General features: G+C 69.0%; 17 protein-coding genes and 2 pseudogenes. 6 read left to right on the forward strand and 13 right to left on the reverse strand.

Annotated elements, in window-relative coordinates; translation table 11 throughout:
* Positions 1-44: 44 nt before the first annotated feature.
* Positions 45-650, forward strand: a complete 606-nt coding sequence (locus AB0L91_RS19105) for a TetR/AcrR family transcriptional regulator (protein ID WP_365011692.1) — start codon at positions 45-47, stop codon at positions 648-650.
* A 10-nt stretch (positions 651-660) separates the two neighbouring features.
* Positions 661-996: a hypothetical protein gene (locus AB0L91_RS19110; protein WP_365011694.1), complete on the forward strand. Its 336-nt coding sequence runs from the start codon at positions 661-663 to the stop codon at positions 994-996.
* Here AB0L91_RS19110 and AB0L91_RS19115 read toward each other — a convergent pair.
* Together AB0L91_RS19115 and AB0L91_RS19120 are read right to left on the reverse strand one after the other, a co-directional pair.
* Positions 966-1,481, reverse strand: coding sequence for a hypothetical protein (locus tag AB0L91_RS19115; protein ID WP_365011696.1), 516 nt, complete (start codon positions 1,479-1,481; stop codon positions 966-968). The two genes, AB0L91_RS19110 and AB0L91_RS19115, sit on opposite strands and share 31 nt — an antisense overlap.
* Positions 1,482-1,585: 104 nt before the next feature.
* Positions 1,586-1,774 (reverse strand): annotated as a pseudogene (locus tag AB0L91_RS19120) (epoxide hydrolase N-terminal domain-containing protein); the annotation flags it as partial.
* Here AB0L91_RS19120 and AB0L91_RS19125 point away from each other — a divergent pair.
* The 4 genes from AB0L91_RS19125 to AB0L91_RS19140 all read left to right on the forward strand — a co-directional run bounded on the left by AB0L91_RS19125 (position 1,685) and on the right by AB0L91_RS19140 (position 6,910).
* Positions 1,685-1,948 carry a MarR family transcriptional regulator gene (locus AB0L91_RS19125; RefSeq protein ID WP_365011697.1) on the forward strand — a complete coding sequence of 88 codons (264 nt, stop codon included), beginning with the start codon at positions 1,685-1,687 and terminating at the stop codon, positions 1,946-1,948. The pseudogene AB0L91_RS19120 and the gene AB0L91_RS19125 overlap by 90 nt on opposite strands.
* Positions 1,949-2,178: 230 nt before the next feature.
* A complete protein-coding gene (locus tag AB0L91_RS19130; protein ID WP_365011699.1) occupies positions 2,179-3,717 on the forward strand; it encodes an alpha/beta fold hydrolase in 1,539 nt (512 codons plus the stop codon).
* A 131-nt stretch (positions 3,718-3,848) separates the two neighbouring features.
* On the forward strand, positions 3,849-5,396 hold the full coding sequence (locus tag AB0L91_RS19135; RefSeq protein WP_365011700.1) for an alpha/beta fold hydrolase: 1,548 nt from the start codon (positions 3,849-3,851) through the stop codon (positions 5,394-5,396).
* Positions 5,393-6,910 (forward strand): serine hydrolase domain-containing protein, encoded by a 1,518-nt coding sequence (locus tag AB0L91_RS19140; RefSeq protein ID WP_365011701.1) that lies wholly within the window; start codon positions 5,393-5,395, stop codon positions 6,908-6,910. Before AB0L91_RS19135 ends, AB0L91_RS19140 begins: the two co-directional genes overlap by 4 nt.
* A gap of 18 nt (positions 6,911-6,928) precedes the next feature.
* Here the strand turns inward: AB0L91_RS19140 and AB0L91_RS19145 are convergent, their stop codons facing one another.
* From AB0L91_RS19145 to nuoF, 11 genes and pseudogenes are all read right to left on the reverse strand, one after another.
* Positions 6,929-7,354 carry a VWA domain-containing protein gene (locus AB0L91_RS19145; RefSeq protein WP_365011703.1) on the reverse strand — a complete coding sequence of 142 codons (426 nt, stop codon included), beginning with the start codon at positions 7,352-7,354 and terminating at the stop codon, positions 6,929-6,931.
* Between the two features lie 9 nt (positions 7,355-7,363).
* The gene (locus tag AB0L91_RS19150; protein WP_365011704.1) at positions 7,364-8,005 is read right to left on the reverse strand and encodes a class I SAM-dependent methyltransferase; all 642 of its coding nucleotides are present in this window, start codon (positions 8,003-8,005) and stop codon (positions 7,364-7,366) included.
* 1 nt (position 8,006) lies between these two features.
* Positions 8,007-9,629 carry an NADH-quinone oxidoreductase subunit NuoN gene (gene nuoN, locus AB0L91_RS19155; RefSeq protein ID WP_365011706.1) on the reverse strand — a complete coding sequence of 541 codons (1,623 nt, stop codon included), beginning with the start codon at positions 9,627-9,629 and terminating at the stop codon, positions 8,007-8,009.
* Positions 9,626-11,248 (reverse strand): NADH-quinone oxidoreductase subunit M, encoded by a 1,623-nt coding sequence (locus tag AB0L91_RS19160; RefSeq protein WP_365011708.1) that lies wholly within the window; start codon positions 11,246-11,248, stop codon positions 9,626-9,628. Before AB0L91_RS19160 ends, nuoN begins: the two co-directional genes overlap by 4 nt.
* A complete protein-coding gene (gene nuoL, locus AB0L91_RS19165; RefSeq protein ID WP_365011709.1) occupies positions 11,245-13,131 on the reverse strand; it encodes an NADH-quinone oxidoreductase subunit L in 1,887 nt (628 codons plus the stop codon). Before nuoL ends, AB0L91_RS19160 begins: the two co-directional genes overlap by 4 nt.
* A gap of 1 nt (position 13,132) precedes the next feature.
* Positions 13,133-13,432: an NADH-quinone oxidoreductase subunit NuoK gene (gene nuoK, locus AB0L91_RS19170; protein ID WP_189028720.1), complete on the reverse strand. Its 300-nt coding sequence runs from the start codon at positions 13,430-13,432 to the stop codon at positions 13,133-13,135.
* A complete protein-coding gene (locus AB0L91_RS19175; protein ID WP_355272046.1) occupies positions 13,429-14,244 on the reverse strand; it encodes an NADH-quinone oxidoreductase subunit J in 816 nt (271 codons plus the stop codon). Before AB0L91_RS19175 ends, nuoK begins: the two co-directional genes overlap by 4 nt.
* The gene (gene nuoI, locus AB0L91_RS19180; RefSeq protein WP_365013633.1) at positions 14,241-14,780 is read right to left on the reverse strand and encodes an NADH-quinone oxidoreductase subunit NuoI; all 540 of its coding nucleotides are present in this window, start codon (positions 14,778-14,780) and stop codon (positions 14,241-14,243) included. Before nuoI ends, AB0L91_RS19175 begins: the two co-directional genes overlap by 4 nt.
* Positions 14,781-16,025 (reverse strand): annotated as a pseudogene (gene nuoH / locus AB0L91_RS19185) (NADH-quinone oxidoreductase subunit NuoH); the annotation flags it as partial.
* Complete coding sequence (locus AB0L91_RS19190) at positions 16,018-18,477, reverse strand: NADH-quinone oxidoreductase subunit G (protein WP_365011712.1); 2,460 nt, start codon at positions 18,475-18,477, stop codon at positions 16,018-16,020. The gene AB0L91_RS19190 and the pseudogene nuoH, both read right to left, overlap by 8 nt.
* Positions 18,474-19,799, reverse strand: a complete 1,326-nt coding sequence (gene nuoF / locus AB0L91_RS19195; protein WP_355272050.1) for an NADH-quinone oxidoreductase subunit NuoF — start codon at positions 19,797-19,799, stop codon at positions 18,474-18,476. Before nuoF ends, AB0L91_RS19190 begins: the two co-directional genes overlap by 4 nt.
* Position 19,800 lies beyond the last annotated feature (1 nt).

The raw sequence follows: 19,800 nt of genomic DNA on the forward strand, positions 1-19,800 counted from the left end.
CAAGCTACATTTTGTAACCTACTCTTTGTAGCTAAACTGTTTCCATGACGCAAGGCAGGACGGCCCGCATGCCCAAGGCGGCCCGGCGCGAGCAGCTGCTCGACACCGCGCTGGCGATGGTGCGCGACCACGGCACCGACGGGCTCACCCTCGTCACGCTCGCCGAGGCCGCTGGCGTGAGCAGGCCGATCGTCTACGACCACTTCGGCACCCGCCCCGACCTGCTGCTCGCCCTGTACCGGCGACTCGACGAACGGCACCGGCTCGCCGCCGAACAGGCCGTCCTCGCGGCCCCGGCCGACGCGAAGGAGATCGCGCGCGTGATGAGCGCCGCCTACTTCGCCTGTGCCACCGACATGCCCGAATTCGACGCGATCTCGGCGGCGCTGAAAGGCAATCCGGAGGTGCTGGCGATCCAGCACGCCATGCTCGACAGCTACCGCGACTGGATGGCCACCACGCTGCTGCCGTATTCGGATCTCACCGACACCGCGCTGCGGCTGCGCTGCGTCGCCGTCCTGGGTGCCGCGGAAACCCTGGGCGCCGAACTCAATCGGGGCACCACCACCGCCGGCGACGCGATCGACGCACTCGCCGACCTCCTCGTCGGCAGCATCGGCGCCGACCGTCACCGCACCGCTCCTCGGTAGGATTCGGCGCGTGCCAGAGACTGCCGACATCGCCCGGCTCTTCGACAAGCGACCGCGCCAGTGGGGTTCGCCCGCGGATCCGGTCGCGTGGAATGCGGTGCGGGACAGAGTTTGTGCGGCCGCGCCGCCCGCGACCGCGACGGAGTTCGCCGTGCTGCTGCGCGACGAGTTCGCCCTCGTGGCGGGCGTCGAGCTCGACGATCCCGATGCCGTTCCCGAGCTGTCCTTCGTCGTCGAAGGCACCTCGGAAGCGGTTCACCTGCCGACCTGGCGCACCATCCTGCTCCCGCTGCTGACGACCCGCGCCCGCCAGCTCTACGGCGAAATACCCACCGAACGCCCCTGATCGACGAGCTGGTCGTCGAGCATGCCCAGGAAGAACGTCCGGATGTCCTCGGCCGGCAGCTCGGGCACTTCCATCGCCGCGAAGTGGCCGCCGCGATCGAATTCCGACCAGTGCCGGATGTCGTAGAGCCGCTCGGCCGGTGGTCGCACCGACTGGGTGATGTCGCGGGGGAACACCGCGACACCGAGCGGGACCGGGCACGGCGTGACCCCGCGCGTGGTCTCACGGTGCAGTCGTGCCGAGGACGCCGCGGTGGCGGTGAGCCAGTACAGCGAGATATCGGTGAGCATTCGGTCGTCGTCGATGGGGGAGCGCGGGTCGGTCCACTGCGCGAAGCGTTCGGCGATCCAGGCGAGCTGGCCGACAGGGGAGTCGGCGAGCGTGTAGCCGATGGTCTGTGGCGTGGCGGCCTGCAGCGCCTGGGAGACGCCCGAACCGAAGTCGCCGCCCTGCGCGCCGTAGCGCTCGTAGCCGAGCCGGTGCATGAGCTCGGCCCAGGCACGCGCGATCCGGGTGACATCCAGCCGCGCTCGTGGGTGGGACCTGAGAAGCCGTAGCCCGGAATCGACGGGATCACCAGATGGAAATCGCGGGACAGTGGCTCGATCACCTCGAGGAACTCGAGGAACGACCCGGGCCAGCCGTGCGTGAGGACGAGGGCGAGCGCATCCGGCTTCGGTGACCGGACGTGGACGAAGTGGATGTTCTGGCCCTCGATCTCGCACGCGCATCGCCTGGTGTCCGATGGGTTCGCGGCTTCGGCGCCCGCGGCTACCACTACCGGCTGCTGGCCACGCTGGCGGAGTTCGGTCCGGCCAGTCAGGCCGAACTGGGCAGGCGCAGCGGCATCCACGTCAGCGACATGGTCGCGACGATCAACGACCTGGCCGACAACGATCTCGTCGAGCGCGACCCGATCCCGACGACCGGCGCCGCAACATCATCTCCCTGACCGCTGCGGGCACACGTCAGCTCCGGCGCCTGGAGAAGCAGCTCGCCGCATGCCAGGACGAACTGCTCGCCCCGTTGTCGGCCGCCGAACGCGCGCAGCTGACCACGCTGCTGACCCAGCTCCTGGATGACCGGACGCTTGAGCGCGGGCACACGGAGGGCCTTTCGGGCCGTTTCCACCTGTGCGACGATGGACGCTATTCGGAGCATTCACGCAATCGGGTGATCGATATGCGGTCGGTGAACCAGTTCGCGATGTACGCGCTCGTCTTGCTTCTCCTCGGCACCGCCTGTGCCAGGCCGACCAAGGACGGCTCACCGCCGACCACGGTGGCTAATCCGCCGCCGGAATTCGTCGATGGTCCCTGCGCGACCACCTCACATCCGGTACCGATCCTGGACGGGGCGCACTGCGGGGAATTGATCGTGCCCGCCGACCGCGCCGAAGAAAACGGCGCGACACTGCGCTTGGCGGTAGCCGTTGTTCCGTCGCGAATTCAGCCGCCGACCTCGGATCCGCTGGTCTTCCTCATGGGCGGACCCGGCCAGGACGGCGTCACGAACCCACCGATTCCGGAGGATATCGTGCTGAATCGCGACCGCGATCTGATCCTGCTGTCCCAGCGCGGCACTCCCTCGTCGACGCCGGCATTGACCTGTCCGGAAATCTACGATTTCTACGCCCGCCGAGTCGGCCTGCTGTACGACGCTCCCACCACCGGCGAACAGTACGTGCAGGCGGTCCGGGCGTGCCGCGACCGGCTTTCCGCCGACGTGGACCTGGCGGCATTCAACACGAACGAGAGCGTCTACGACGTGATAGACCTGCGAAAGGCGCTCGGTATCGATACGTGGAATGTGTATTCCCACTCGTACGGTACCCAGCTCGCGCTCAGCTACCTGGCGCACGATGCTCGCGCTGTCCGATCGATCGCGTTCGACGGCGTACTCCCGAACTCCGCCGTCGACGTCTCGATTCTGGGGACCAGCGCCCGGGAAGGGATCGACACGATGATCGCGGCGTGTGCGGCACAGCCCGCCTGCCTGCAGCGCTATCCCGACCTGGGCGCGACGTTCACCAGGCTGGTCGGCGAACTCGCGGCGAATCCCGTCACCACCACCGTCGACGTCCCCGGGATCGGTGCGACGCAGGTGGTCCTCGACGGCGGCGCGCTGCTGAACTGGGCGGTGTCGGCCACGCATTTCCCCACCGAGTTCGCCGCCGGGCTCGACGAACTCGACCACGGGAATCCACAGCCGATCGCCGCGCGCTGGGCCGAGATCTGGTCGAATGCCGACCAGGCCGGTGTCCTGGCCTGGGGCCTGCTGCTGAGTGTCGTGTGCCAGGAATGGGTCCCGTTCGAAACCCCGGCGGAACAGCTTCGCCAGGCGCGGGAATCGTTCCCGGAATTCCCGGCGTCGGTACAGGCGCACACTCCGCAGCTGCCGTTCATCCGGGAAGCGTGCGCGGTGTGGGATGTCCCGGCGGGCCCGGAGTCCGCGCGTGCGGTGGTCACCAGCGATATTCCCGCGCTTGTGCTGTCGGGCAGTTTCGACGCTCAGACCAGCGCGCGATGGGGAGCCGAGATCGCGCAGAATTTCTCGCGGTCCACCGTCGTCGTGGTACCCGGAGCCGCCCACGGCTTGTACGCCGACCCCTGCGGAGCCGCGGTGATCGCCTCCTTCTTCGACAATCCCGAGCGTCCCGATACTCGTTGTGTCGAGGAAACGGAGCCACCGCCGTTCGACATTCTCCCGCCACGACCCTGACGCCGAAAAGGTGGCCCTATCGCGGTGCGCGGTCAGATGATCTTCCGGTGACACGCGATGTGTGTGACGATTGATCCGGTGGCGATATCCGCCCCGATTCTTCCGGGCATCCACATGGTCGGGTGATCGAAATGCGGTATAGGAACCAGCTCGCGGTCTACGCGTTCGTGCTACTGCTCGTCGGCGCGGCGTGCGGTACGCCGAACACCCCGCCCGATGCGGGCGCGCCATCGACGGTGGCCGCTCCACCGGCGGAATTCCTCGACGGGCCCTGCGCGACGACACCACATCCGGTGCCGATCCTGGACGGGGCGCGCTGCGGGGAGCTGGTGGTGCCCGTGAACCGCTCTGAGCCGAACGGCGCGACCCTGCGCCTGGCGGTCGCGGTGATTCCGTCGCAGATTCAGCCTCCGACCTCGGATCCGCTGGTGTTCCTGATGGGCGGCCCCGGGCAGGACGCGATCGCGGATCCCCCGATCAACCCCGACTACCCACTGAACCGCACGCGCGACCTGATCCTGATGGGGCAGCGGGGCAACCTGACGTCGAGCACGCCGATGGCCTGCCCGGAGATCGACCGGTTCTACGCCCGCCGGGTCGGATTGCCGTACAACGCGCCGTCCACCGGTGCGGAGTACGTGGCCGCGGTGCGGGAATGCCACGACCGCCTCGCCCCCACCACCGACCTGTCGGCATTCAACTCGACCGAGAGCACCTACGACCTGATCGACCTCAGAAAGGCCCTCGGCATCGCGAAGTGGAATGTGTTCTCCCATTCCTACGGCACCGACCTCGCCCTCATCTATCTGCGCCACGACGCCGACGCCATCGCCTCGATCGCCTTCGACGGGGTCACCCCGCCCTCGGTCGCCGCGCTGGGCTGGACCTGGGCCAGCGCCGAGGAAGCGTTCGACAACATGATCGAGGCCTGCGCGGCGCAACCGGCCTGCGCGCAGCGCTACCCCGACCTGGAAGCGACATTCCTCCGGCTCGTCGGCGATCTCGAGGCGAATCCCCTCACCACGACGGTCGATGTTCCCGGCGTCGGCCCCACGACGGTGGTCATCGACGGTGGCATGCTGCTGAACTGGTTCGTTCCCGTGGCCACCCACCTGCCCGCCGACTTCCCAGCGGCGATCGACGAACTCGCCCACGGGAATCCGGACCTCGTCGCGAGCCAGTGGGCCGCGGCGTGGACCAATCCGGACAAGGTCGGCTTCCTGGCGTGGGGTCTGACGCTGAGCATCTGGTGCCGCGAATGGGTCCCGTTCGAGACCGTCGAGGATCAACTGGCCGCGGCGAACGCGGCCTTCCCCGAATTCCCCGACTCCGTGCTGGCCCAGGCGCCGCAACTGCCGTTCCTGCGCGAAGGGTGCGCGGCGTGGAACGTGCCGAAGGCTCCCGACTCGATTCGTGACACCACCACGAGCGACGTTCCCTCGCTGGTGCTGTCGGGCAGCTATGACGGGCAGACCGGCGCGGTGTGGGGAGACTACATCGCGAAGAACCTGTCGCGATCCACCGTCGTGGTCGTCGCCGGAGCCGCCCACGGCGTGTACGCCGAGCCGTGCGGCGCCGAGATCATCGCCTCGTTCTTCGACAACCCGGGCAATCCGGACACGAGCTGCGCGGACACCACTCGACCACCCGCATACGACATCCGTCCACCAGGGCCATGACCACCATGTCCCCGGTGGTGTCGCGGCGATCGGTGCTGGGCGGTGCGGTCGCCGGGCTGGCGATCCTCGGACTGCAGGCCTGCTCGTCGGACCAGCCGACGAACACGCTCGCGACGAGCACCCCGGCCGGAAGGGCAGCCGCGTTCGCCGAACTCGACGCCAAGATCGAGACGGCCATGCGGGCGTATCGGATTCCGGGCGTCGCGGTCGGTGTGCTGACCGACGGCGAGGAATACATCAAGGGGTACGGGGTCACCAATGTGGACCGGCCGGTCCCCGTCGACGGCGACACACTGTTCCGGATCGGCTCCACGACGAAGACGTTCACCGGAACCGCGATGATGCGGCTGGTCGACGAGGGCAGAGTCGAACTCGACGCACCGGTGCGCCGCTACCTGCCGGACTTCGCGGTCGCCGACCCGGACGCCGGCGCCACCGTCACGGTGCGACAACTGCTCGACCACACCTCCGGATGGCTCGGCGACTTCGTCCAGGACTTCGGGCGCGGCGACGATGCCATCGCCCGGTACGTCGCGGCGATGACCCGGCTCCCGCAACTGACCCCACCGGGTGCCGTCTTCGCCTACAACAACGCGGGACTGGTGGTGGCCGGGCGGATCATCGAAGTGGTCACCGGAGCGACATACGAGACCGCCGTGCAGAACCTGCTGCTGGACCCGCTCGCCCTCACCAACACCCGGTTCTTCTCCGACCAGATCATCGGACTCAACGTCGCGGCCTCGCACGATGTCGTCGGCGAGAAGGCCGTCGTCGACACCGGCTTCTGGCACTTCCCGCGTAGCTGCAACCCGACCGGCTCGCTGATCTCCACCGCCCGTGATCAGCTGCGGTACGCGAGATTCCACCTCGGCGACGGCACCGGGCTGATGAGCGAGCAGGCGCTGATCGCCATGCGCTCGGACCCGGGGGCGGGCGGCACCCTGCAGGTCGAGCTCACCGGAATGGGTGTGGCCTGGATGCTGCGGCCGTCCGCGGAGAACGAGACGATCGTTCAGCACGGCGGGACCTGGTCGGGACAGCGATCGGGATTCTTCCTGGTGCCATCGCGCGATTTCGCGATGACCGTGCTCACGAATTCCGAAGGGGGAGGGCACCTGCTGTCCGAACTCTTCGCCGACGACTGGTCGCTGCGGACCTTCGCCGGCCTCAGCAACCTCCCCGCGACACCGCAGCGGCTCGGTGCCGCTGAGCTCGCGCCGTACGAAGGGCGCTACGTCGCCGACCTGATCACCGAGACGGGCGCGTGGGACCACGCGGTCATCGACTTCCGCAGCGGTGACGGGCGACTGATCGGCACGACGGTCGACAGCCCGGACGCGAGCACCCCACCCGGCTGGCCACCGACATCGGGCCTCGCCTTCTACAAGCCCGACTACGGCCTCGACCTCGACGCCGACCTCGAACCGGTGGGCACCCGATCGGATTTCGTGCGCGGAACGGACGGGAGTGTCACATGGTTCCGCAGCCATGGGCGGCTGTACCGACGGCAATGAGTCGCGGCGAGCGATCCGCTACGGGTGGCAGGTAAGGCTGGTCAGCGCGGCATCGAGCTCGGGAAGACTGGCCGCGGAGTGGAACTCGCCGTCGGCGAGCTCGGCGAGCGCGTCGGTGAACGCGCCACGGTCGGTCGTCGGCAGCACCTGCACCGAGGCAGTGCCTGCAAAAGTGACCAACCCCAGGGTCGTTCGAGCGGGCTGCCGGTACGCGAAATCCGTCGCCGCGCGCCGTGCGACGGTCCATCGACTCGGCGCGACATCGGTGGCTTCCATGGACAGCGAGACATCCAGGACGAACAGCACCATCGTGGGACAGGCCGCGGCGCCATCGGCCTGGGGGATCGGTGTCCCGGACACGGACTGTCCGCAGGCCGCGACGAGGACACCGACACCGGTCAGCATCGCGGACACGGCGATTCGGATCCCGGGGCGTCGCGGCACCCTGTCACGTTACCTGCGGTGGACGGTCGCCAGCCAGGCGGGAGTGGACTCGCTGAACCGGGTGCGCAGGCTCTCCTCGTCGATGGCGGCGATCTCCCATTCGGCCGGATCGAAGGCCGCGGTGAGCTCGGCCCGGCTGACCGGGTGCGGTCCGGGGTCGACACCGAAGTCGGCGAAGCACAGCACGTACAGGGTCCCGCCCGGGGCGACGACCGCGCCGAGACTCCTGGCGTAGACGGCTTGTTCGGTGCGGTCGAAGGTATGGAACAGTCCGCTGTCCAGCACGGTCCGGAACCGGCGCTCCAGCCGTTCCAGGTGGAGCGCGTCGGCCACGTCGAAGGTGGCTGCGAGGCCACGGTTCTCGGCGGTGCGCCGGGCGATCGCCACCGCCGTCGCCGCCACGTCGACCCCGTGCACCGGAAACCCGAGCGCGGCGAGGTGGAGCGCGTTGTCACCGGTGCCGCAGCCCACGTCGAGCACGTCGCCGGCGAAACCGCCCGCCACGGCCAACCGCACCACCGCCGGTTGCGGCTGACCGATGTCCCACGGCGCGGGTCCGTCGCGATAGGACGCGTCCCACGATCGACCCGACTGCCGCTCGTGACTGGTCGGCAGCCGGTCGGGCAGCGGGTCGTCGGCGAACGAACTCATGTCAGCGCAGGAAGACCGCGGCGCGATCGGCCAGGTCGAGCAGCGGCTGCGGGAAGACACCGAGGATGAGCGTGGCTCCCGCGCTGAACGCCACCACCAGGGTCGTCGCGAACGGGGCGGTGACGGTCGGGGCATCGGCCGGTGGGTCGGTGAAGAACATCAGCACGATCACCCGGATGTAGAAGAACGCCGCGATCGCGCTGCACAGGACGCCGACGATCACCAGGAACGTGTACCCCGCGCCCGACGCGGCGGCGAACACCGCGAACTTGCTGACGAAACCGCTGGTCAGCGGCAGGCCAGCGAACGAGAGCAGCAGCAGCGCGAACACCGAGGCCAGCCACGGGGACCGGCGGCCCAAGCCCGCCCACTGTGACAGCTGGGTGGCCTCGTCACCGGAGGAATCCCGCACGAGACTCACGACCGCGAACGCGCCTACCGTCCCCAGACCGTAGGCCAGCAGATAGAACAGGACCGCGGCGACACCGGCGTCGTCGGCGGCGACGAGCCCGACCAGCAGGAAACCCGCGTGCGCGATCGAGGAGTACGCCAGCATCCGCTTCACATCGGTCTGGGTGATCGCCATGACCGCGCCGACGACCATCGTTGCCACCGCGACCGCGGCCAGGACCGGTCGCCAATCGTCGCGCAGCGCACCGACGGCCACCATCAGCACCCGCATGGTCGCGCCCACCGCCGCGATCTTGGTGGCCGCGGCCATAAAGGCGGTGATCGGCGTCGGGGCGCCCTGGTAGACATCGGGCACCCACGCCTGGAACGGGACCGCGCCGATCTTGAACAGCAGGCCGACGGCCAGCATCCCGATACCGAGCAGGGCCAGCGTCGCGTTCTCGGGCTGTTTGTCCAGCGCCGCACCGATACCCGGCAGCGACACCGTCCCGGTCTGCCCGTACAGCAGGGCGACGCCGTAGAGGAAGAACGCGGAGGAGAACGCGCCGAGCAGGAAGTACTTCAGCGCCGCCTCCTGCGAGAGCAGGCGCCTGCGCCGCGCCAGCCCGCACAGCAGATACAGCGGCAGCGACAGCACTTCCAGCGCGACGAACATCGTCAGCAGATCGTTCGACGCGGGGAACAGCAGCAGACCGCCGACCGCGAGCATGGTCAGCGGGAACACCTCGGTCGTCGACACCCCCGCCCGCACGGCGGCGAGCTCGTGCGCGCTCCCCGGGACCGCGGACGCCTGCGGGGTGAACGCGTCGACGCCACGATCGAGCACGGCGGCCGCCCGGCTCCAGGTGCCCGGTCCGCTGCGGGCCCGGGGCACCGCGCCACGCTCGGCGATCAGCAGCAGACCGAGTACCGCGACCGCCAGGATCGTGCCCTGCAGGAACAGCGTGACCCCGTCGACGGCGACCGCGCCGGCCACCGCGGTGCCCGTCGTCCCCGCGAGCAGCACGACAGTGACCAGCGCGCCGACCACACCGGCCAGCCCAAGGCTCAGCTGCGTGAGGTACCGATACGGTCGCGGCACGAACGCCTCGACCAGCACACCGACGACGCCGACCGCGAACACGATCAACATCGGTGCGAGCAGGTGGTATTCGATGCTCGGTGCGGGCAGGGTGGCCGCGAGCTCGTTGATGGTCACGGAGTCCGTCCTCATTTGTGTCCGCCCGCGGGCGGGGTGGCCGCACCTGCTTCGGGAGCGGGAACCGTCGGAGCGGGATCGTGCTTGCCGATCGTCGAGAGGGTGTGTCCCACGGCGGGATCCACCAGGTCGAGGATCGGTTTCGGGTAGAAGCCGAGTACCAGCAGCGCGGCCAGCAGCGGCACCACCACGGCCAGTTCGCGCGGCACCAGGTCACGCAGGTGCTCGTTGCCCTGCTTCAACGGGCCGGTCATCATGCGCTGGTACATCCACAGCACGTAGATCGCGGCCAGCACCAGTGCGCCGGTAGCGATGACGGCGGCCACCTTGTACTTGGAGAAGGTGCCGACCAGCACCAGGAATTCGCTGACGAACGGCGCGAGACCGGGCAGCGACAGGGTGGCCAGACCGGCGATGAAGAAGGTGCCCGCCAGGATCGGCGCGACCTTCTGCACGCCACCGAACTCGGCGATCATCCGGGTGCCGCGCCGCGAGACGAGGAACCCGGCGATGAGGAACAGTGCGGCCGTGGACAGTCCGTGATTGACCATGTACAGCGTCGCACCGGCTTGCGCCTGGGTGGTCATGGCGAAGATGCCGAGGATGATGAACCCGAAGTGCGAGATCGAGGTGTAGGCGATCAGCCGCATCACATCGGTCTGGCCGATGGCCAGCAGCGCACCGTAGACGATGCCGATCACCGCGAGGGTGATCACCAACGGCGCGAACGTATCCGAGGCCAGCGGGAACAGCAGAATGCAGTACCGGAGCATGCCGAACGTGCCGACCTTGTCGACCACCGCCATCATCAGCACCGCGCTCGACGGTGTGGCCGAGACCGCGGCGTCGGGCAGCCAGGTGTGCAGCGGCCACAGCGGCGCCTTCACCGCGAAGGCGAACATGAACCCGAGGAACAGCGCGTTGACGACCGCGGTGCTGCCGCCGAGCTGTCCGTTGTTGGCCGCGGCGACGACGGTCCGCAGATCGAAGGTGCCCGCGCCGCCGTCGCCCAGGCCCGCCTGCGCGGTGAGCACGTAGAGGCCAATGACCGCCGCCAGCATGATCAGACCGCCGAACAGGTTGTACAGCAGGAACTTCACCGCGGCCCGCGAGCGCTGGGCGCGCACGGCGGCGTCGCTGGTGCGCGGTCCGAAGCCGCCGATGAGGAAGTACATCGGGATGAGCATGGCCTCGAAGAACACGTAGAACAGCAGGATGTCGAGGGCGAGAAAGGAGATCAGCACCATCGACTCGACCAGCAGCATCAACGCCAGGTAGATGTGCGCGGTCTTGCGGCCGTCGCCCGCCGCGGTGTCGTCGTGCCAACCGGCCAGGATCAGCAGCGGCATCAGCACGGCGGTCAGCAGCACCAGCACGGTGGCGATGCCGTCGAGGCCGAGCGTATAGCCGACGCCGAACGCCGGAATCCATTCGTGCGCTTCGACGAACTGGTACTGGTCGCCACCGGGATGGAACCGCAGCGCCAGGCTCACCGCCAGCACGAGCACGCCGATCGATACCGCCAACGCCAGCACGCGGGCCACATTCCGGCGCGCGGCGGGCACGGCGAGCACCGCCGCCGCGCCGATCGCGGGGGCGAGCCAGAGCGTCGTCAGCCAGGGAAACGAGTTCACCAGAACCTCACCGCCAGCAGGGCAGCGGCCACCAGGGCCGCGCCGGTGAACATGGACAGGGCGTAGGAGCGTACGAAACCGGTCTGAATCCGCCGGACCCGTGCGGACAGGCCGCCGATGCCCGCGGCCGTGCCGTTGACGATCCCGTCGATGCCGCGCGCGTCGAGGAACACCAGCGCGCGGGTGAGGTGACGGCCGGGACGCTCGAAGGCGGCCTCGTTGATCGCGTCACCGTAGAGATCCTTGCGCGCGGCCGTCGTGAACACCGTGACCGGCTCGGGCGCGGTCTCGGGGACCGGGCTCTCGGCGTACTTGCGGTAGGCGATCGCGACACCGATGGCGACCGAGGTCAGGGCCAGCCCGGTGACCACACCCGCGGGCACGACCGGCTCACTATGGTGCGAGCCGACGACCGGGGCGAGCCAGTTCTGCAACGACGAACCCCACACGAACAACCCACCCGCGAACACCGAGCCGAACGCGAGCAGGATCATCGGCCCGGTCATCACCGCGGGGGCCTCGTGCGGGTGGGTGTCGGGCTTCCAGCGGCGTTCGCCGAAGAAGGTCATCAACATGACGCGGGTCATGTAGAACGCGGTGAGCCCGGCGCCGACGAGCGTGACCACGCCGAGCAGGATTCCGGTGGTGCCGCCGTGGTCGAACGCGGCCTCGATGATCTTGTCCTTGGAGAAGAACCCGGAGAACGGCGGCACCCCGATGATGGCGAGGTAGCCGAGACCGAACGTGGCGAAGGTGATCGGCAGCAGGGTACGCAGACCGCCGTAGCGCCGCATATCGGTCTCGTCGTCCATCGCGTGCATCACCGAACCGGCACCGAGGAACAGTCCGGCCTTGAAGAAGCCGTGGGTGAGCAGGTGCATGATCGCGACCGCGTAGCCGGCCGGGCCGAGGCCGACGGCCAGGATCATGTAGCCGATCTGGCTCATCGTCGAGGCGGCCAGCGCCTTCTTGATGTCGTCCTTGGCGCAGCCGACGATCGCGCCGAACAGCAGCGTCACCGCACCGACGGCGAGGACCGCAGTCCGGGCGTCGGGTGCGAGGTCGTAGATCGGGTTGGAGCGGGCGATCAGGTAGACGCCCGCGGTGACCATCGTGGCAGCGTGGATGAGCGCCGAGACCGGGGTGGGACCCTCCATGGCGTCACCGAGCCAGGACTGCAGCGGTACCTGGGCCGACTTGCCGCACGCGGCGAGCAACAGCAGCAGGCCGATCGCGGTGAGCGTGCCCTCGCTCGCGCCCGGGGACGCCGCGAACACGGTGCGGAAATCGAACGATCCGAACGTGGCGAACATTGTCATCATGGCGATGGCCAGGCCCATGTCACCGACCCGGTTGACGATGAAGGCCTTCTTGGCCGCCGTTGCGGCCGAGGGCTTCTCGTACCAGAACCCGATCAGCAGGTAGGACGCCAGACCGACGCCTTCCCAGCCCAGGTAGAGCACCAGGTAGTTGTCGGCCAGGACCAGCACCAGCATGGCGGCCAGGAACAGATTGAGGTAGCCGAAGAACCGGCGCTTGCCCGGATCGTGGCTCATGTAGCCGATCGAATAGACGTGGATCAGCGAACCGACGCCGGTGATGAGCAGCGCGAAGCACACCGAGAGCTGGTCGAGTTGCAGTCCGAACCCGACCTGCAGATCACCGACCGGCACCCACTCGAACAGCTGCTCGTGGATGGCGCGGTCGGCGTCGGATCGGCCGAGCATGCCGATGAACGCGACCACGGCGACGACGAACGAGGCCACCGCCGCGGCGGTGCCCAGGTACACACCCCAGCGGTCGGCGAACCGGCCGAGCAGGAGCAGCAGGATCGCGCCGGCGAGCGGGAAGGCGGGCAGCAGCCACAACGTTGCGGTGCCCATGTCAGAACTTCAGCAGGTTGGCGTCGTCGACCGAGGTCGACCGGCGGGCACGGAAGATCGTCATGATGATGGCCAGGCCGACGACGACCTCGGCGGCGGCGACGACCATGGTGAAGAAGGCGATCACCTGACCGTCGAGGTTGCTGTGCAGGCGGGCGAAGGTGACGAAGGCCAGGTTCACCGCGTTGAGCATGAGCTCGATGCACATGAACACCACGATGGCGTTGCGTCGCAACAGCACTCCCGCCGCGCCGATGGTGAACAGCAGGGCGGACAGGAACAGGTAGTTCTGGGGGTTCACCGGTTGCCTTCCTCGTCGGCCGTCGGGGTGACGTCGCTGCCCGCGCCGACCGAGAGCGCGGCGGCCTCGGTGTGCGCGCGGGTGCGGCGGTGACGCAGGATCGTGCTCACCGAGAGTTCGGCGAAGCTGCCGTCGGGGAGCTGAGCGGGGCTGTCGACGGCGTTGTGCCTGGCGTAGACGCCCGGGGTCGGGAGCGGAGTGGCGCGTTCGCCCGCCGTCCGGAATCGGTCCCGCGACATCTCGCGCTGCCCGCGCCGCGGCGTGAACTGTTCGCGGTGCGCGAGAACCATCGCGCCGATGGTGGCGGTGATCAGCAGCGCACCGGTCAGCTCGAAGGCCCACACGTAGCGCAGGAAGATCAGTTCGGCCAGTTCGGCGATGACGTCGCGGCCACCGAAACCCCGCCCGGGGAAGCTGATCCCGCTGTCGCGCAGCGCCGCGCCGATCCCGCCGATGAGCAGGAACCCGAACCCGACACCGACGACGGCGGCCGCGATCCGCTGGCCGCGCAACGTCTCGCGCAGCGATTCGGCCGAATCGACGCCGACCAGCATCAGCACGAACAGGAACAGCATCATCACCGCGCCGGTGTAGACGACGATCTGCACGACGCCGAGGAACAGCGCGCCCTGGGCGATGTAGAACACCGCCAGCGCGATCATGGTGGCGGCCAGGCACAGTGCCGAGTGCACGGCCTTGGCCGCGGTCACCATGCCGAGCGCGCCGAGCACCGCGATCGGGGCGAGCACCCAGAACAGCACCGCCTCCCCGGTGGAGGTCGACGCGACTTCGGCGGCCAGCAGTGCGGTCATCGCAGCACCTCTTCCGACGTGGTGGGACGAACCCGGCCCAGGTAGTAGTCGGCCTCGTCGGTGCCGGGCGCCATGGCGTGCGGCGGGGCGACCATGCCGTCCTGCAGCGGGGCGAGCAGGCGGTCCTTCTCGTAGATGAGGTCGGCGCGGTTGTCGTCGGTGAGTTCGTATTCGTTGGTCATCGTCAGCGCGCGGGTCGGGCACGCTTCGATGCACAGGCCGCAGCCGATGCAGCGCAGATAGTTGATCTGGTAGACGCGGCCGTAACGTTCACCGGGGGAGAAGCGTTCGTCCTCGGTATTGTCGGCGCCCTCGACGAAGATGGCGTCGGCGGGGCAGGCCCAGGCGCACAGTTCGCAGCCGATGCACTTCTCCAGGCCGTCCTCGTACCGGTTGAGCTGGTGGCGGCCGTGATAGCGCGGCGCGGTCGGCACCTTCTGCTCGGGATAGGACTCGGTGTTGGGCTTCTTGAACATCGTCGCCGCGGTGACCGCGAAACCGGCGAGGGGTTCGAACAGGCCGATCTCGGGTTGCACCTCGTCCGTGCGCGGGGGCAGCGGCGGAACCGGGAACCCCAGGAACACCGGTGATTTCGTGGGCTCCTCCGGCAGCGGTGGCAGGCCCTCGGCCCGGCCCGCGCGCAGGAACATCGCGATCATCGCCGCGGTGATGACGATGCCGACGGTCACCAGGATCGGGGTCTGGCCGGTGACGCCCTCGATATCGAGGACCCGGGCCGTCGCCACGATCATCACCCACACCAGCGAGGTGGGGATCAGCAGCTTCCAGCCCAGGTTCATGAACTGGTCGTAGCGCAGACGAGGCAGCGTGCCGCGCAGCCAGACGAAGACGAACAGGAACGTCCACACCTTGAGGGTGAACCACAGCAGCGGCCACCAGCCGGAGTTCGCGCCCTCCCACAGGCTGATCGGGAACGGCGCCCGCCAGCCGCCGAGGAACAGTGTCGTCGCCAGCGCGGACACCGTGGCCATGTTGACGTACTCGGCGAGCATGAACATCGCGAACTTGAGCGAGGAGTACTCGGTGTGGAAACCACCGACGAGTTCGCCTTCGGCTTCGGGCAGATCGAACGGCGCGCGGTTGGTCTCGCCGACCATGGACACGCAGTAGATGAGGAACGAGGGCAGCAGCAGGAAGACGTACCAGGTGCCCTCCTGCGCGGTGACGATGCCGGAGGTGGCCATGGTGCCCGAGAGCAGGAACACCGTCGCGAAGGTCAGCGCCATCGCGATCTCGTAGGAGATCACCTGCGCGGTCGAGCGCAGGCCGCCGAGCAGCGGATACGTCGAGCCCGACGACCAGCCGGCGAGCACGATGCCGTAGACGCCGATGGAGGTGATGGCCAGGATGTAGAGGACACCGACGGGCATGTCGGTCAGTTGCAAGGCAGTCTGCTGGCCGAAGATCGACACCTCGGGGCCGAACGGGATCACCGCGAACGCCATGAACGCCGGGATCACCGAGATGATCGGGGCGAGCACGAAGATCGGCTTGTCCACGATCGCCGGGATGATGTCTTCCTTGAGGGCCATCTTCACGCCGTCGGCGATGGACTGGAACATGCCGCCTGGGCCGATCCGGTTGGGGCCGACGCGCATCTGCATCCACGCGACGACCTTGCGTTCGGCGTAGACCGCGATGAGCGGCACCAGCATCAGGTAGATGAACACGCCGAGCGCCTTGACGATCACCAGCCAGAGCGGGTCGGTGCCGAAGACAGGGGCGGTGTCGGCTGCCAGGTGCAGCACGGGATCACTCATGGCGGTGTTCCTTCATCCTGTCGTCGGCGCGGCGCAGGCGCACCACGGCGCCGGGTGTCACGCCGAGCGTGGCGGCGACCGTCGAGCCGGGGGAGTGCAGCGGCAGCCACACCACCCGGTCGGGCAGGTCCGTGATCATCAGCGGCACGGTGATCTCGCCGCGTTCGGTGTAGACGATGACGTGATCGGCGTCGGCCGCTTCGATCTCGGCGGCGGTGGCGGCCGAGAGCCGGGCGACCGGTGGGCGGGCGACGCCGGCGAGGTTGGCTTCACCGTCCTGCATGCGCCCGGCGTCGAGCAGCATCCGCCAGCCGGCCAGCACCGCGGTACCGATACCGGGCGCCGGGCGGGTCTGGCTGCTCAGCTCGGGTGCGGCGATCGGTGTGCCGTTCCACGCGCCGAGCAGGTCGAGTTCGCTACGCGCGGACGCGGTGTCGGGCAGGTTGATCGGCGTCCCCATCTCGGCGGCGAGCGAGTGCAGCACCCGCAGGTCCGACAGCGGAGCGGCGGCGCGGCGGGTGGTGTCGAGCGGGGCGGCGGCGAACGGGCGCGGCCTGCCCTCCCAGGTGCGGAAGGTGCCGGACTTCTCCATGACGGGCGCGATCGGGAAGACGACGTCGGCGCGCTCGGTCACGGCACTGTGCCGCAACTCCAGGCTGACCACGAACCGCGCGGCGTCGATCGCGGCCAGCGCGGCCGCCGGGTCGGCCAGGTCGTCGGGGTCGACACCACCGATGACGAGCGCGCCGAGCTGAGCGGCGCTCGCCAGGATGCCCGCGGTGTCACGGCCGAGCGTGACGGGCAGATCGTCGGCCTGCCAGCGGTGCCGAACCTGTTGCCGCGCGGCCGGATCGACCACGGGCCTGCCACCGGGCAGCAGTCCGGGCAATGCTCCCGCTTCCAGCGCACCGCGTTCACCCGCCCGTCGGGGTACCCAGGCGAGCCCGGCGCCGGTGGCGTCGACCAGCCGGACCACGGCCGACAGCGCGCCGGGGCTGCCCGCGAGCCGCTCGCCCGCCAGGACGACCGCCCCCGGGCTGCGCAGCAGTGCCATGAGTTCGGCCGCGTCCGCCGAGGTCTCGGCGGCGATGGCGTCGAGCACGTCGGCCTCGCCGCACGGCGGGGTCTGGATGAGCGCGCCCGACATCCGTTCGAGCCCGCGGGAGGCGAACGGGGCCAGCGACACCACGCGCAGCCCGCGGGTCCTGGCGGCCTTGCGCAGGCGCAGGTAGACGATCGGGGATTCCTCTTCGGGTTCGAATCCCACCAGCAGCACGACCGGTGCGGCGGCCAGCGCCGCGTAGTCGACGTCGACACCGTGTCCGGCGACGCGGGCGGCGAGGAAGCGTTCCTCCTCCTCGGAGTGCACGCGGCTGCGGAAGTCGATGTCGTTGGTGGCGAGCACCATGCGCGCGAACTTGCTGTAGGCGTAGGCGTCTTCCTCGGTGACCCGCCCACCGACGAGCACGCCCGCGTTACCGATCGCGGCCCGCAGCCCGGTCGCCGCGGCGGCCAGTGCCTCCGACCAGGACGCCGGGGCCAGCACACCGTCCCAGCCCCGGACCAGCGGCGTGGTGAGCCGATCGCGTTCGGTCGCGTAGGTGAAGGCCCAGCGGCCCTTGTCGCAGTTCCATTCCTCGTTGACCTGGGGATCGTCACCGGCCAAGCGGCGCAGCACTTTTCCGCGCCGATGGTCGGTGCGCTGGGCGCATCCGGAGGCGCAGTGCTCGCACACGCTCGGAGTGGACACCAGGTCGAACGGGCGGGCCCGGAAGCGGTAGGAGGTGCCGGTGAGCGCGCCCACCGGGCAGATCTGCACCGTGTTGCCGGAGAAATAGGAGTCCAGTGGTTCGGCCTGGGCGATGCCGACCTGTTGCAGCGCACCGCGATCCATCAGTTCGATGAACGGATCACCGGCGACCTGCTGGGAGAACCGTGTGCACCGTGCGCACAGGACGCACCGTTCGCGGTCGAGCAGGACGGCCGAGGAGAGCGGGATCGGTTTCGGGTAGGTGCGCTTCTCCCCGTCGAACCGGGAGTCGGCGCTGCCGGTGGACATCGCCTGGTTCTGCAGCGGGCACTCGCCGCCCTTGTCGCAGACCGGACAGTCCAGCGGATGGTTGATCAGCAGCAGCTCCATCACCCCGCGCTGCGCCTTCTCGGCGACCGGCGAGCTGACCTGGGTACGCACGATCATGCCGTCGGTGACCGGAATCGTGCACGACGCCACCGGCTTGCGCTGCCCCTCCACCTCGACTAGGCACTGCCGGCAGGCGCCGACCGGGTCGAGCAGCGGGTGATCGCAGAAGCGGGGAATCTGCACGCCGACCAGTTCGGCGGCGCGGATCAGCAACGTGCCCGCGGGCACCCGGACGGTGGTGTCGTCGATGGTGACGCTCACCAGATCCGCGGGAACGACGTCGCTGCTGTTGCCGGGGGCGATCGCTGTCATCGGTCCTCATTCCCTGCCGAGGCCCACACCGTGGCACGGGCCGGATCGAACGGGCAGCCGCCGCGGCGCTGATGCTCGAGGTACTCGTCGCGGAAGTACTTCAGCGAGGAGAAGATCGGGCTGGCCGCGCCGTCGCCGAGCGCGCAGAACGATTTGCCGTTGATGTTGTCGGCGATGTCGGCGAGTTTGTCGAGGTCGGCCTCGGTGCCCTGCCCCGCTTCGAGCCTGCGCAGCAGTTGCACGAGCCAGTAGGTGCCCTCGCGGCACGGTGTGCACTTGCCGCAGGATTCGTGGGCGTAGAACTCGGTCCAGCGCAGGACGGCACGCACGACGCAGGTGGTGTCGTCGAAGATCTGCAGGGCCTTGGTGCCCAACATGGATCCGGCGGCGGCGACACCCTCGTAGTCGAGCGGGACGTCGAGGTGCTCGGCGGTGAACAGCGGCGTCGACGAACCGCCCGGTGTCCAGAACTTCAGGGTGTGACCCGCCCGCACGCCACCGGCGTATCCGAGCAGTTCACGCAGGGTGATCCCCAGTGGCGCCTCGTACTGGCCCGGCCGGGCGACATGGCCCGACAGCGAGTACAGCGTGAACCCGGGTGACTTCTCGCTGCCCATGGACCGGAACCATTCGGTGCCCTTGCGCAGGATCGACGGCACGGACGCGATGGACTCCACATTGTTGACGACCGTCGGGCAGGCGTAGAGCCCGGCCACGGCCGGGAACGGCGGCCGCAGCCGCGGCTGACCACGCCGGCCTTCGAGCGAATCGAGCAGCGCGGTCTCCTCGCCACAGATGTAGGCGCCCGCTCCGGCGTGCACGATCAGTTCCAGGTCGAACCCGGAACCCAGGATGTCGCGCCCGAGGTACCCCGCGTCGTAGGCCTCCGCGACCGCGGCCTGGAGCCTGCGCAGCACCGGCACCACCTCGCCGCGCACGTAGATGAACGCGGTGGCCGCCCGGATCGCGTAGGCGGCGATCACCACCCCTTCGATCAGGGTGTGCGGGGTGGCCAGCATCAGCGGAATGTCTTTGCAGGTCCCGGGTTCGGACTCGTCGGCGTTGACGACCAGATAGTGCGGTTTGGTCGTGCCGTCGGGACCGGGTCCCTGCGGGATGAACGACCACTTCATGCCGGTCGGGAAGCCCGCGCCGCCGCGACCGCGCAGGCCGGCGTCCTTCACCGTCTGGATCACGTCGTCGGGTGCCATCCGCAGGGCGGCGCGGAGTCCTTCGTAGCCGCCGGTGGCGCGGTAGCTGTCGAGGGTCCAGGATCGTGGGCGGTCCCAGTGTTCGCTGAGAACAGGGGTGAGGGTGGTCATC

The sequence above is a fragment of the Nocardia sp. NPDC051833 genome (assembly GCF_040681225.1).
Lineage (GTDB): Bacteria > Actinomycetota > Actinomycetes > Mycobacteriales > Mycobacteriaceae > Nocardia.